This window comes from Candidatus Ruthia magnifica str. Cm (Calyptogena magnifica), from assembly GCF_000015105.1.
In the GTDB taxonomy this organism is placed as follows: Bacteria; Pseudomonadota; Gammaproteobacteria; order PS1; family Pseudothioglobaceae; genus Ruthia; species Ruthia magnifica.
This window is the reverse complement of record NC_008610.1, coordinates 284,027-296,550: the sequence shown is the minus strand read 5'-3', so window position 1 is coordinate 296,550 and position 12,524 is coordinate 284,027. Positions and strand designations below refer to the sequence as shown.

General features: G+C 34.4%; 13 protein-coding genes and 1 tRNA gene. 7 read left to right on the top strand and 7 right to left on the bottom strand.

Features of this window, described 5'->3' with window-relative positions:
• Positions 1-53 precede the first annotated feature (53 nt).
• The 3 genes from serB to cysG all read right to left on the bottom strand — a co-directional run bounded on the left by serB (position 54) and on the right by cysG (position 2,686).
• Positions 54-857, bottom strand: coding sequence for a phosphoserine phosphatase SerB (serB, locus tag RMAG_RS01405; RefSeq protein ID WP_235093699.1), 804 nt, complete (start codon positions 855-857; stop codon positions 54-56).
• Between the two features lie 22 nt (positions 858-879).
• Positions 880-966 (bottom strand) — tRNA-Leu (locus tag RMAG_RS01400).
• A 301-nt stretch (positions 967-1,267) separates the two neighbouring features.
• Positions 1,268-2,686 carry a siroheme synthase CysG gene (cysG, locus tag RMAG_RS01395; RefSeq protein ID WP_011737677.1) on the bottom strand — a complete coding sequence of 473 codons (1,419 nt, stop codon included), beginning with the start codon at positions 2,684-2,686 and terminating at the stop codon, positions 1,268-1,270.
• Between the two features lie 96 nt (positions 2,687-2,782).
• Between cysG and RMAG_RS01390 the strand changes: the two genes are divergently transcribed.
• Complete coding sequence (locus tag RMAG_RS01390; protein ID WP_011737676.1) at positions 2,783-3,190, top strand: hypothetical protein; 408 nt, start codon at positions 2,783-2,785, stop codon at positions 3,188-3,190.
• Here RMAG_RS01390 and RMAG_RS01385 read toward each other — a convergent pair.
• Both RMAG_RS01385 and RMAG_RS01380 read right to left on the bottom strand, forming a co-directional pair.
• Positions 3,187-3,861: an HdaA/DnaA family protein gene (locus RMAG_RS01385; protein WP_011737675.1), complete on the bottom strand. Its 675-nt coding sequence runs from the start codon at positions 3,859-3,861 to the stop codon at positions 3,187-3,189. The two genes, RMAG_RS01390 and RMAG_RS01385, sit on opposite strands and share 4 nt — an antisense overlap.
• The gene (locus RMAG_RS01380) at positions 3,858-4,424 is read right to left on the bottom strand and encodes a CDP-alcohol phosphatidyltransferase family protein (protein ID WP_011737674.1); all 567 of its coding nucleotides are present in this window, start codon (positions 4,422-4,424) and stop codon (positions 3,858-3,860) included. The genes RMAG_RS01385 and RMAG_RS01380 overlap by 4 nt, the downstream gene beginning before the upstream one ends.
• 54 nt (positions 4,425-4,478) lie before the next feature.
• Here RMAG_RS01380 and purM point away from each other — a divergent pair, with 54 nt between their 5' ends.
• The 3 genes from purM to RMAG_RS01365 are packed head-to-tail and all read left to right on the top strand — an operon-like array spanning position 4,479 to position 6,840.
• A complete protein-coding gene (gene purM, locus RMAG_RS01375) occupies positions 4,479-5,480 on the top strand; it encodes a phosphoribosylformylglycinamidine cyclo-ligase (protein ID WP_011737673.1) in 1,002 nt (333 codons plus the stop codon).
• A 14-nt stretch (positions 5,481-5,494) separates the two neighbouring features.
• Positions 5,495-6,100 carry a phosphoribosylglycinamide formyltransferase gene (purN, locus tag RMAG_RS01370; RefSeq protein WP_011737672.1) on the top strand — a complete coding sequence of 202 codons (606 nt, stop codon included), beginning with the start codon at positions 5,495-5,497 and terminating at the stop codon, positions 6,098-6,100.
• The gene (locus tag RMAG_RS01365) at positions 6,097-6,840 is read left to right on the top strand and encodes a DUF3108 domain-containing protein (RefSeq protein ID WP_011737671.1); all 744 of its coding nucleotides are present in this window, start codon (positions 6,097-6,099) and stop codon (positions 6,838-6,840) included. Before purN ends, RMAG_RS01365 begins: the two co-directional genes overlap by 4 nt.
• Here RMAG_RS01365 and uvrA read toward each other — a convergent pair.
• A complete protein-coding gene (gene uvrA / locus RMAG_RS01360; protein ID WP_011737670.1) occupies positions 6,823-9,639 on the bottom strand; it encodes an excinuclease ABC subunit UvrA in 2,817 nt (938 codons plus the stop codon). The genes RMAG_RS01365 and uvrA overlap by 18 nt on opposite strands.
• Before the next feature lie 81 nt (positions 9,640-9,720).
• On the opposite strand from uvrA, the gene pyrH reads away from it, so the two are divergent.
• Entirely contained in the window at positions 9,721-10,434 is a 714-nt protein-coding gene (gene pyrH, locus RMAG_RS01355) for a UMP kinase (protein WP_024792263.1), read from the top strand.
• Between the two features lie 3 nt (positions 10,435-10,437).
• Complete coding sequence (gene frr / locus RMAG_RS01350; protein WP_011737668.1) at positions 10,438-10,995, top strand: ribosome recycling factor; 558 nt, start codon at positions 10,438-10,440, stop codon at positions 10,993-10,995.
• Between the two features lie 70 nt (positions 10,996-11,065).
• On the opposite strand, the gene RMAG_RS01345 is transcribed toward frr, so the two are convergent.
• Complete coding sequence (locus RMAG_RS01345) at positions 11,066-11,446, bottom strand: hypothetical protein (protein WP_011737667.1); 381 nt, start codon at positions 11,444-11,446, stop codon at positions 11,066-11,068.
• A gap of 99 nt (positions 11,447-11,545) precedes the next feature.
• Here RMAG_RS01345 and cmoB point away from each other — a divergent pair, with 99 nt between their 5' ends.
• Positions 11,546-12,502 carry a tRNA 5-methoxyuridine(34)/uridine 5-oxyacetic acid(34) synthase CmoB gene (gene cmoB, locus RMAG_RS01340; protein WP_011737666.1) on the top strand — a complete coding sequence of 319 codons (957 nt, stop codon included), beginning with the start codon at positions 11,546-11,548 and terminating at the stop codon, positions 12,500-12,502.
• Positions 12,503-12,524 lie beyond the last annotated feature (22 nt).

Below are 12,524 nucleotides of genomic sequence, written 5' to 3'. Positions count from 1 at the left end.
GATAGTTTAGGTTAAATAAATACAAAATATCTAATTTCAAATAATATAGATAATTATGGATTGAATAAATCCATTATTTTATTCAATCTCCCGAAGTTAATGACAATATTGGCATGCTTCATAATGTTAGGTTTCGCATGATAAGCAACACTCACTCCAGCAATACGCATCATACTTAAATCATTGGCACCATCACCCACTACAATAACCTGACTATATGACAAACTTTGTTTATCGCACAACTCCTTAACAAAGTCTGCTTTAGCCTGTGCATTAATCATCAGACCTTCTGTAACGCCAGTTAATTGGTTATTTTCAATCGTTAGCACATTAGCACATGCATAATCTAGCGCTAAATCTTGAGCCAAACGATTGGTAAAATAAGTAAAACTGCCTGATACAACTGCCGTTTGAATGGACTTGGTTTTAAAAAATGAGATAAGCGTCCTACCACCAGGATTAATTTCTAAACGCTGAGTGTAAACCTTATCTAACACATCAATACTAAGTCCTTTTAATAAAGAAACACGTTCGATTAAAGAATCATCAAAATCCAATTTACCCTGCATAGCAAGTTCAGTAATAGCTGCTACTTGTGGTTTAATATTGGCAAAATCAGAAATTTCATCAATACATTCAATATTAATTAAGGTTGAATCCATATCACTGACAAATAATTTAATATTAGAAAAATCAACCTCAGGCAAATGGTTGAAATCAGTTTGATGTTGTTGCCTTAAATCATCAAGATTAATTGATGTCATTTGATGACGGATATGAGTATCAAAAACTTGAAATTTACTTGAAATTTGCTTAGCAATATTCTCATCTAGACTATGTTGAATAGTAATTTGCACGCTCAAATTAACGACCTAATATTGGTGCGGAAGGAGAGATTCGAACTCTCACGTTTTTCACAACACTGGAACCTAAATCCAGCGTGTCTACCAATTCCACCACTCCCGCATTTGAATTTATTTAAAACCCCTCAGGGAGTTCGAAGAACTTGAATTATACCTAATTAATGTTATAGTAACGACTTTAAAATATGAAGGAGTACGCATTATAGTTAATAACATCGTATCAGCAATAGGATGGCATCACTACTAGGTGCACAAGCAATCAGTCCATTTATTTATAACTTTAATTGGTTGTGATTAACTGAATTTATTGATTTTAACCTTTTTCAATCGGCGTCCATAGGGTTTTACTCAGCAGCAATTATTGCAAAAAATTGGGTGTTGAATAATCACACCTACATGCAAACTTACCCACCAAATAAGTAAGATTTTTTAGACGATGCCAATTTAGCGTCAAACCAATTCAATTTTTCTCTTAATGTCACTACCTCGCCAATAATAATCAAAGTGGGAGCGTGGATGATTTCATTTTTTACCAAGTCTGGTAATTTTTTTAGAGTTGTAGTGTAAACCTTTTGCTCAGGTGTTGTACCTTTTTCAACCAATGCTACTGGCATATCTGGGGACATACCATGTGTGATTAACTGTTCTGATAAATGTCTAGCACCGTTAAGCGCCATATAAAATACAATGGTTTGTTGTTCAACCGATAATTCGTGCCAAGGCAAATTCATACTGCCATCTTTTAAGTGCCCTGTTACAAAACGACAAGATTGTGAATAATCTCTATGTGTTAATGGAATACCTGAATAAGTAGAACAGCCAGAAGCCGCTGTAATACCAGGCACTACTTGAAAAGATATGCCATTTTCAGCCAACGTTTCAATTTCTTCACCACCACGGCCAAAAATAAAAGGATCGCCCCCCTTAAGACGACAAACTCTTCTACCTTGTTTGGCCAAATTTACCAATAATTGATTAATATCACCCTGTGGTACAACGTGGTTATCACGTTCTTTACCAACATAAATTAACTGCGCATCACGCCTAACTAACCCCATCACCCCATTTGAAACCAAGCGGTCATATAAAACTACATCTGCCTGTTGCATAAGACGTAACGCCTTAAAAGTTAATAAATCAGGATCACCCGGACCACCACCTACTAAATAAACTTCACCTACTTGAGTTTTAGTGCTACCATCAAGTTGTACTTGTAAATCTGCTTTAGCTTCTTGTATTTTACCTGAAAATACTTTTTCAGCAATAATACCAGAAAAGGTTTTTTCCCAAAAGTATCTTCTATCTTCAATGTTGCTAAACTTTTCCTTAACCTTGTCTCTAAAATTACCTGCCAATTCTGCCAACTTGCCATACGCATGTGGCAATGTGCTTTCTAACTTTGCACGGATTAGACGCGCTAATACTGGCGCTTTTCCTGCTGATGAAATGGCAATTACGATAGGAGATCTGTCCACAATTGAAGGCATAATAAACGTACATAAATCTGGAGAGTCAACCACATTAACGGGAATATTGTTTTGATTGGACAACTCAGACACTTGTTTATTAAGACTGGTGTTATCTGTCGCAGAGACAATCAAAACTTGTTCCTTAATATCAGATGCCTCAAAACTCTTTTCAAAATAAATAATTTTGTTGTCACTCGCTAATTTAACCACATTTTTACAACTACTTTTTGCAATACAAGTTACCTGCCCATGGGCTTTTAACAAAAAATTAATTTTGCGATAAGCAATATCTCCACCACCAACAACCAAGCAGGGCTTTTGTTTGATATCAATAAAAATAGGTAGATAATTCATAGAATATTTAGTACCACTAATAAATTGGCACAAGTAAAATAAAAGTTTACATTATAATGTTTTAATAATTCATATATACACAAAACACTTATTGTTATGCCTAATAAACACTACACCTGTCCTTTTTCCAACCTAATACTTAGTGGTAGATGTGGTTGTAAATTTGACGCAAAAGATTGCATTGCAGAAAAAGAATTTGGTGTTTGTTTGGATGGCTCATCTTCCAAGAAATGCCAATCGTTATATGCTCATTTGCACGATAATAGCAATTTTGTCTTAAACACACACCATCAAAATAATTTATCAGTCGGGCAACAATCAAAAATTAAAATGGGTGGTTTGTTGGCTTTGCAAGAAATTCTTAACACTGAAAACAGCAATAAAATTGAAGACATATCTAATCTGGTAAAAATTGTCGAAGAAAAATATATGGATTTTAAAAATATTCCCTTCTCAAAACTCATGCCTAGAATTGCACAATTTAAATTTAGAAAAAAACCTTAAATACCCAATGTTTGTTTAACGAAGGGAATGGAAATGTTATTTTTTTTCTGTAATGATGTTTCATCTAAAATATTAATTGCATTCAAAACATCGTTCAAATCACGTGAAAAAACTTTGAACAAATAATGATACACCTTAATGTCAATATTGATATTGATATCCGTCATTTTGCGCTCAATAATAAGAATTTTTTGTTCATCATTGAGTGTTTCTAATGTGAAAACAACTGCTAAAGACAAGCGTGTTTTTAAATCTTTTAATAAATTTAATTCACCAGGCAAACTGCCTGCAGAAACAATCAACTTAGTATCGGCTAGTTTAATTCTGTTATATAAATCGAATAACGCTTGTTGTTGAATAATACTTAAATAATCAACATTGTCAATACAAATCCAGTCAACAGATACTAAATCATTTATTATCCCCTCTGGGAGCTCTTGCTTTATATCAATATAAATAACACCTAGTTGCCCATCTAGTGCACTAAAAGCACAACCTTGCAATAGGTGAGTTTTACCACTAGATTTAGCACCTGAAATAAAAACAACAGCTGAGCTTTTTTGAGTCAACAATTGATTAACAAAATCTAGGACTTGTTGATTTTTTTTACCAATAAAATTGGACAATAACATTTTTGAATTTAATGAAAGTGGCAATCCAAGCTGATTCATTGAGGATTTTTTTTCTCTTGCAAGATAACTTGTTCAACCCAAATCCACATATAATCTGCACCACTAAGTACGGTTGAGGTGGCTATAATAATAAAGAATACAGTACTATATTGTGTAGAGACTGGATATATTTGCACCATCACCAAAAACAAAACTAGTGCAATTTGCAATACAGTATTAATTTTTGAAAGTTTTGAAGGCGATAATAAATCATTTTTAGATGTGCCTGAGCCGATAAAACGCCCAACTGTGCCTGAAACAATCATAAAATCACGTAAAAAAACCAACACTAATAACCACAGCGGCAATAATCCAATCACATACAAAGCCACAAAACTACTAACTAATAGCAACTTATCCGCCATTGGATCTAAAATAGAACCTAACCTACTTTGAAAGGAGTAGCGTTTGGCAATCCATCCATCCAGTGCATCAGTAACGCCTGCAATAAAAAATAGCACCATTGCCAAAAAATATTGATGATTTAACAAAGCCATAACAACCGGTACTGTTAAAATAATGCGTAAAATTGAAAGCGCATTAGGCAGTGAAGAAAAACTCATTTTTTTATTTGCTAAAAAGAATTCAAAAGAAATTAATTATACGGAAAAACTGTTATGTCATCACTCTCATACCTTGACTCAGGCGTTGACATTACCAAAGGTAATTCGCTTATTAAACAAATTAAACCGATTGCTAAATCAACCACTAGACCTGGGGTGTTGGCTGGTCTTGGTGGTTTTGGTGCAATGTTTGAATTACCCATTAATAAATATAAAAACCCAGTTCTAATTTCAGGAACAGATGGTGTTGGAACCAAGCTTAAAGTAGCACAAATGTTAAATAAGCATGATACGATTGGTATCGATTTAGTTGCCATGTGCGTAAATGACTTAATTGTTCAAGGTGCTGAACCGTTATTTTTCCTAGATTATTATGCAACAGGTCAATTAAATACCGAACTAGCCATATCCGTTATTTATGGCATTGGTGAAGGCTGTAAACAATCAGGATGTGCTTTAATTGGTGGCGAAACAGCTGAAATGCCAGGTATGTACCAAGGTGAAGAGTATGACCTTGCTGGTTTTTGTGTGGGTATTGCTGATAAAGATAAAATAATTGATGGTACAGAAGTCACTAAAGGCGACCATATCATTGCCCTAGCATCTTCTGGTCCACATTCTAATGGTTATTCACTAATACGTAAAATTTTGGCACAATCAGATCCAACTGACGCACAATTAAATGCACTAATTAAGCCCACTAAAATTTATGTAAAATCAGTATTATCATTGATTGAAAAGTTCTCAGTACATGCTATTTCACACATTACAGGCGGTGGTTTATTGGAAAATATTCCTAGAGTATTGCCTGAAAACTTGAGCGCAAAACTTGACGCCAGCTCTTGGCAACTGCTCAGTATTTTTCAGTTTTTACAAGATAATGGCAATATTAATATGATGGAGATGTATCGAGTATTTAACTGTGGCATAGGCATGGTTATTATTGTTCCATCGGAACAAAGCACTGATGTCATTCAACATTTAAACGAGCTAGACGAACATGCTTGGCTAGTGGGTGAAATTACGAGCAATCAAGGTAATCAAGTTATCATTTAGCTTGCATATTAAGTATGAATGGTATTGTTTTAATTTCTGGTAACGGCTCAAACCTACAATCAATTATTGATCATTCCGCTGCTATTGATTTAGATATTAAAGCAGTTATTAGTAACCACAGTAGTGCTTATGGTCTTAAACGTGCTGAATATGCAAATATTCTTACCCACACACTGAATCACAAACAATTTTCATCTGTAGAAGAATTTGATCAAGAATTAAGTAATATTATAAATCAATACAACCCTGAAATTATTATTCTTGCCGGTTTTATGCGTATACTAAGCGCTAAATTTACAAATCAATATTCAGATAAAATGCTGAATATTCATCCTTCGTTATTGCCAAAATTTCAAGGACTTAATACCCATAAAAGAGTACTAGAAGCTAAAGAAAGTCAGCACGGTGTCAGCATTCACTTTGTGACTGAACAACTTGATGGAGGTCCAATTATTGCCCAGGTAAGTGTTGATGTCTTTGATACAGATACAACAGAGTCTTTGGCAAAACGCGTTCTGCTTGAAGAGCATAAATTATTCCACAAAGTCATTCATTGGTTTACACAAGGGAGGTTAAAACTTGAAAAAAATCATGCCACGCTAGACGGAAAAGTCTTATGAAGTTACTTACCTTAATTATATTTACAATTTTAATTAACTCTACAGCGCATGCCTTAAAAGCACATACTGCTAACTATAAATTATCAATTAATGGTTTTAAAATAGCCGAGGAAGTGAGAACATTATACAAACTAGATAAACATTATTTTTATACTGCAAATGCCAGAACCTCAGGGCTTGCAGCCTTCATAAAAGACTATTCCATAGCAGCAAGCTCTATCTTTTCCTCTAACCCTCAAGGCGTTGATGCTATACATTACCAAATCATAGAGAAAGAAGACGGGAAATTGGTTAAAAATTATGACATTGATATCCACTCAAAAAATCATTCTATTATGCCTATTCTCACTAAAACCCAATCAAAAATTAGAACTTGGCATTCTAAAAGTGGAAATATTGTTGATCCACTAAGTTTGTTTTTAGCTTTATCAAATGATTTAAAGCATAACCCTAATCAATCTATATTTACCTATCAAGTGACCAATGGAAAATCGATAGAACAGCATCAATACAAAAGAACTAATGGACACTTTCTTAAAATAAACAACCAATCTATCAAAGCCATAAAAGTTAATAGAATAAACGCTAATAATAGCAATATAAAAGCTTACTTTTTGCCAAAATATCAATATTTACCTGTATTAATAGAACAAAATAAAGGCAATAAAAGATACACCTACACATTAACTGATTTGCAGATTAAAAATGAAGTCAAAGATAAATTACAAGTAAGCTTTTAAATATTCACCTGTATACGACCCTTTAACTTGAGCCACTTCTTCTGGTGTGCCAAATGCAATAATTTGCCCACCTTTATTACCCCCTTCAGGGCCTAAATCAACAATCCAATCTGCAGTTTTAATAACATCAAGATTATGCTCAATAATCACAATGGTATTGTTGCGCTCACGCAACCTATTAATAACTGACAGTAGAAGTTTAATATCATGAAAATGCAAACCTGTTGTTGGTTCATCAAGAATATAAAGTGTTTGTCCAGTATCCATTTTTGACAATTCTTTTGCTAATTTAATACGTTGCGCCTCGCCACCAGATAAGGTAGTTGCATTTTGTCCAAGAATGATATAAGAAAGCCCAACATCCATTAAAGTTTGTAATTTTCGTTTAATTTTAGGCATGGGTTGGAAAAATTCACAAGCCTGTTCTACAGTCATGTCAAGCACCTGTGCAATACTTTTTCCCTTGTAAAACACTTTTAAAGTTTGTTGATTGTAACGCTGACCTTGGCACACATCGCATAACACATAAACATCTGGTAAAAAATGCATTTCTACCTTAATCAGTCCATCACCCTTACATGCCTCACATCTACCACCTTTAACATTAAAACTAAAACGTCCTGCTTTATAACCGCGCGTTCTTGCTTCCAAAGTTTGTGAAAATAAATCACGTACTAATGAAAATACACCTGTATAAGTAGCTGGATTAGAGCGTGGTGTGCGTCCAATTGGGCTTTGATCAATATTGACAATCTTGTCAAAATAATTCAAACCTTCAATTGATTCATATTCAGCAGGTGTTGTTTGTGCATGATTAAGCTCTCTAGCTACTAAAGCATACAAAGTATCGTTAATTAAGGTTGATTTTCCAGAGCCAGACACACCCGTCACACAAGTTAATACACCCACAGGGATAGACAGGTCAACCTTATTAAGATTATTACCCTTAGCGCCTTTAATACGCAACCACTGACTGACATTTTTACGTTTAGTGGGTACTTCAATACTTTGACGACCACTTAAATAATCACCCGTTAAAGATTTAAGGTTATTTTCGATGTCTTTAGGGCTACCCATTGCAACAATTTCACCGCCATGAATACCAGCACCAGGACCGATATCAATCACGTAATCGGCTTGTTTAATTGCTTCTTTGTCATGCTCTACCACAATCACTGTATTACCAATATCACGCAAATATGTCAGTGTATTTAGTAACTTTTGATTGTCTCTTTGATGTAAACCGATTGATGGTTCATCAAGCACATACAACACACCCATCAGTCCTGCACCAATCTGACTGGCCAAGCGAATACGCTGCGCTTCACCACCTGACAAGCTATTTGCTCTACGATTAAGACTTAAATATTCCAACCCTACATTAATTAGAAATGCCAAACGCTGAACAATTTCTTTTAAAATCTTATCTGCAATTTGACCACGAGCCCCTTCTAGCTTTAATTCTTTGAAAAAATCATAAATATCAGCAATGGAAAGTTTGGTAATATTTGATAAGTTTTTCCCATCAATAAATACATTTCTAGCCGATTCATTCAATCTATCGCCATGACATTGCACACAATCCTTGCTCACCACATAACGAGAAAGTTCTTCTCTAACACTACGAATATCACTTTCTTCATAACGACGTATCATTCTTGGAATAATACCTTCAAATGGCTTGGCTTTATTAGACCAACCTTTACGTCCTTTTATTTTGGAAAAATCAATGTCATCTGTGCCACTTCCATAAAGAACAATTTTTTTGTGCTTATCACTTAATTGTTCATAAGGAGTTTCAATATTAAAGTCGTAATACTTACTTACCAATATTAACATTTGATAAAAATAAGCATTTGAACGTCCCCAGCCATAAACAGCACCATCTGCCAAACTAATACTAGGATTAGCCACGATTTTTTGTTCATCAAATGTATCTTTTACACCCAAGCCATCACAAGTTTGACAAGCACCAACTGGATTGTTAAATGAAAAAATCCTAGGTTCCAATTCACTTAATGAGTAACCACATTCAACACAAGAAAATTTAGCAGAAAACACTCCTTCTTGCCAAGAAGGCTCATCTTCCATAGATGCAACTCGCACTAAACCAGCACTCAAATTAAGTGCAGTTTCTAATGATTCAGACAAGCGTGAAGCCATGTCTTCTCGTACTTTTAAACGATCAATAACAATTTCAATAGTATGGTTAACCTTGCCATTAAGCACTTCCATTTCATCTATATACACGACTACGCCATCAACTCTAGCCCTTAAAAAACCTTGATGATTTAATTCTTCCAATAATTTTGCATGGCTACCTTTTCGATTTTGTACAATGGGTGCTAACAACATGATTTTCTCACCCATTGGTAACTTGACAATACTATCCACCATTTGAGAAATGGTTTGAGATTCAAGATTAATTTGGTGTTTTGGACACTTGGGAATACCTGCACGAGCAAACAACAACCTTAAATAATCATAAATTTCTGTAATTGTACCAACCGTTGAGCGTGGATTGTGAGAAGTGGCTTTTTGTTCAATAGAAATGGTTGGAGATAGTCCTTCAATATGGTCAACATCAGGTTTTTCCATGAGTGACAAAAATTGACGCGCATAAGCTGATAAAGACTCCACATAACGACGCTGTCCTTCTGCATAAATGGTGTCAAAAGCCAGTGAGGATTTACCCGAACCAGATAACCCAGTAATCACAACTAACTTGTTTCTAGGGATATCAATATCGATATTTTTTAAATTGTGGACTCTAGCGCCACGAATACTAATTTGATCCATAAAATATGTCGGACAAAGAGTTAATTATAAACACCAAGACAGGTAAAATTACTTCAATATTATGAATTTTAATGCATGTTAATGAGTAAATATAAACGCATCTTATTAAAACTAAGTGGTGAGGCCTTGGCCAATACTGAAAATATAATTGATCCAGTAGCACTAAACAAGGTTGTTAATATTATCAAATCAGTACTTAGTCAAAATGTTGAAATAGCGATTGTTGTTGGTGGTGGTAATATTTTTAGAGGTGCAGTACTTGCACAAGCTGGTATGAATCGTATTACTGGTGACCATATGGGTATGTTAGCAACGGTTATGAATGCACTTGCTATTGCAGATGTTTGTCAAAAAAATAAGGTTGATACACTAGTCATGTCTGGTTTTTCAATTGGTGGCGGCGTGTGTGATTCAATTAACCATGTACATGCTAAACAAGCTTTAAATGAGGGTAAAGTCGTCATTTTTTGTGCAGGTACAGGTAGTCCATGTTTTACTACTGACACTGGTGCAGCACTACGCGCTATTGAAATTGATGCAGACGCCGTATTTAAAGCCACCAAAGTAGATGGTATTTATACTAGCGACCCTATCAAAAATTCTGATGCGAAACGTTATGATTCATTAAGTTTTGATGGAGCAATTGAGAAAAATCTTCAAATTATGGACGTGTCTGCATTTGCACTATGTCGTGAGCATGATTTGGAAATTTGTGTATTCAGCATGCTAGAAAACACAAATACATTATCAGATATTTTAAAAGGTAAGCCTTTAGGTACTATCGTAAGGAAATAAATTATGTTAAATGAAATACAACAAGACGCACAAAGTAGAATGAATAAAAGTGTCGCCTCACTTAAGAATGCTTTTAGTAAAATTAGAGCAAATCGTGCACACTCGTCACTACTCGAACAAATTCATGTAGATTATTATGGCTCTATGGTGCCACTGTCCCAAGTGGCTAATATTAGTGTAGAAGATTCACGCACGTTTAAAGTGTCTCCATGGGAAAAGGATATGGTAGCTGTGATTGAAAAAGCCATTATGACATCAAATTTAGGACTTAACCCACAAACCATGGGGCAAATCATGCGCATTCCTTTACCACCACTTACTCAAGAGCGCCGAGGTGAGTTGGTAAAAATCGTCAAGGATGAAGCAGAGCAAGCTAAAGTTGCTATTCGTAATATTCGTCGCGATGCCAATTCTGATTTTAAAGAACTATTAAAAGAAAAAGAAATTTCAAGGGATGGGGCTAGAAAAGCAGAGAATAGTATTCAGAAAATTACTGATACGTATATCAAAGAAATAGAAGCCAAATTTTGCGAAAAAGAAAACTCTCTGTTAGAAATTTAATCCAGTCTTAAAAAGAACCAACTAATAAAATCCGATACAAAGCGGGCTTTTTATAATTTAAAAAACACTATTATTGATGATTTTCTACGCAGAAAAAATAATCTTTCCATCTCTTTGGTGAGAATAATGTACCCATTTCATTAAGTGGACCTGTATTGTACAAGAACCCACTCGCAAGCGCTTGTTTGAATTTTTCTATGTTAGTATTAAACAAATTAAGTCTATCTTTACAAGCTTCATGTGCTGCTATTGTTACTGGAGCGCCAGTTATAGTTTGGCCAATTACTTTGGAAGTATCAGTTAATATCATTGTATCAATATTGTGCTCACTCTTCACCACAACTTTATCAAAAATTGGTTCAACAGGCCCCATATCGAGATCATCTCCACCAGCCATTACACTACCCACTAATGCAAATGTTACGACAAGACCTAGTGTTTTATTTATCATTTTTCTATCTCCAAATTATTCAAAAAGTTGACTTATTCCCCCTTTGACTCTATATTTTATACTACTTTATTACAGAAATAACCATCTTTACATAAATTTATGCTTAGTGATTTTTATAAATACGCTACATCAACACAACTAGATTTGATATGCACACAACTTATCAATTTATCAACCCATGTATTTAATACAAATAACGGTAACATACCCAAATGGGAACAAGCTATTAAGCAGATTAAAACTCAAAATACTGGTAGTCTTGATTTTATAACACCTTATTTAAACATTAGTGCTCATCATATCAATAATTTTACTTTGGAAAAATCTTTAAAACAGCTTATACCTTGGCGTAAAGGGCCTTATCAAATTGGCGATTTGCAACTTGATAGTGAATGGCGAGGTGATATGAAATGGCATAGACTCATTCCCCATATCAAGCCACTTAAAGATAAGGTTGTGCTTGATGTCGGCTCTGGTAATGGCTACTTTACTTATCTTATGGCTATCTCAGGTGCTAAAATTGCACTAGGAATTGAGCCGTTCTTATTATTTAATTATCAGTTTCAAGCCATTCGAACATTAATTAATAATCTACCAAATGTATTTGTATTGCCATTATCCCTAGACAAAATACCAAAAAAACCTTTATTTGACACGGTATTTTCCATGGGTGTTTTATATCACCAAAAAGACTATGAGTTGCATTTAAACCAACTAAAAGATGTTATGAAACCAAGTGGAGAACTTATCTTAGAAACACTCATTATTGATTTGGAAAAAGTTAAAAAAATCATCCCAAAAGGACGTTACGCTAAAATGCGAAATGTTTACTGTCTACCATCTAAAAATACACTACGCACTTGGCTTGAAGATGCAGAATTTAAAAACATTAAATTGTTGGACGTTACCAAAACCACATCAAAAGAACAACGAGCAACTCATTGGATTGGCAATAACACACAATCTCTTAAAAACTTTCTTGATCCAAATAATAGAGACTTAACCATCGAAGGGTTTCCAGCACCTAAGCGTGCAATTTTTATCTGTCAAAAATAAATTGAGTAGTATAATATCCTTT

What these genes read in the sequence shown, in the direction of transcription:
- cysG (WP_011737677.1), bottom strand. Translation starts at nt 2,686, where the DNA reads ATGAATTATCTACCTATTTTTATTGATATCAAACAAAAGCCCTGCTTG.
- RMAG_RS01390 (WP_011737676.1), top strand. Translation starts at nt 2,783, where the DNA reads ATGCCTAATAAACACTACACCTGTCCTTTTTCCAACCTAATACTTAGT.
- RMAG_RS01385 (WP_011737675.1), bottom strand. Translation starts at nt 3,861, where the DNA reads ATGAATCAGCTTGGATTGCCACTTTCATTAAATTCAAAAATGTTATTG.
- RMAG_RS01380 (WP_011737674.1), bottom strand. Translation starts at nt 4,424, where the DNA reads ATGAGTTTTTCTTCACTGCCTAATGCGCTTTCAATTTTACGCATTATT.
- purM (WP_011737673.1), top strand. Translation starts at nt 4,479, where the DNA reads ATGTCATCACTCTCATACCTTGACTCAGGCGTTGACATTACCAAAGGT.
- purN (WP_011737672.1), top strand. Translation starts at nt 5,495, where the DNA reads ATGAATGGTATTGTTTTAATTTCTGGTAACGGCTCAAACCTACAATCA.
- RMAG_RS01365 (WP_011737671.1), top strand. Translation starts at nt 6,097, where the DNA reads ATGAAGTTACTTACCTTAATTATATTTACAATTTTAATTAACTCTACA.
- uvrA (WP_011737670.1), bottom strand. Translation starts at nt 9,639, where the DNA reads ATGGATCAAATTAGTATTCGTGGCGCTAGAGTCCACAATTTAAAAAAT.
- pyrH (WP_024792263.1), top strand. Translation starts at nt 9,721, where the DNA reads ATGAGTAAATATAAACGCATCTTATTAAAACTAAGTGGTGAGGCCTTG.
- frr (WP_011737668.1), top strand. Translation starts at nt 10,438, where the DNA reads ATGTTAAATGAAATACAACAAGACGCACAAAGTAGAATGAATAAAAGT.
- RMAG_RS01345 (WP_011737667.1), bottom strand. Translation starts at nt 11,446, where the DNA reads ATGATAAATAAAACACTAGGTCTTGTCGTAACATTTGCATTAGTGGGT.
- cmoB (WP_011737666.1), top strand. Translation starts at nt 11,546, where the DNA reads ATGCTTAGTGATTTTTATAAATACGCTACATCAACACAACTAGATTTG.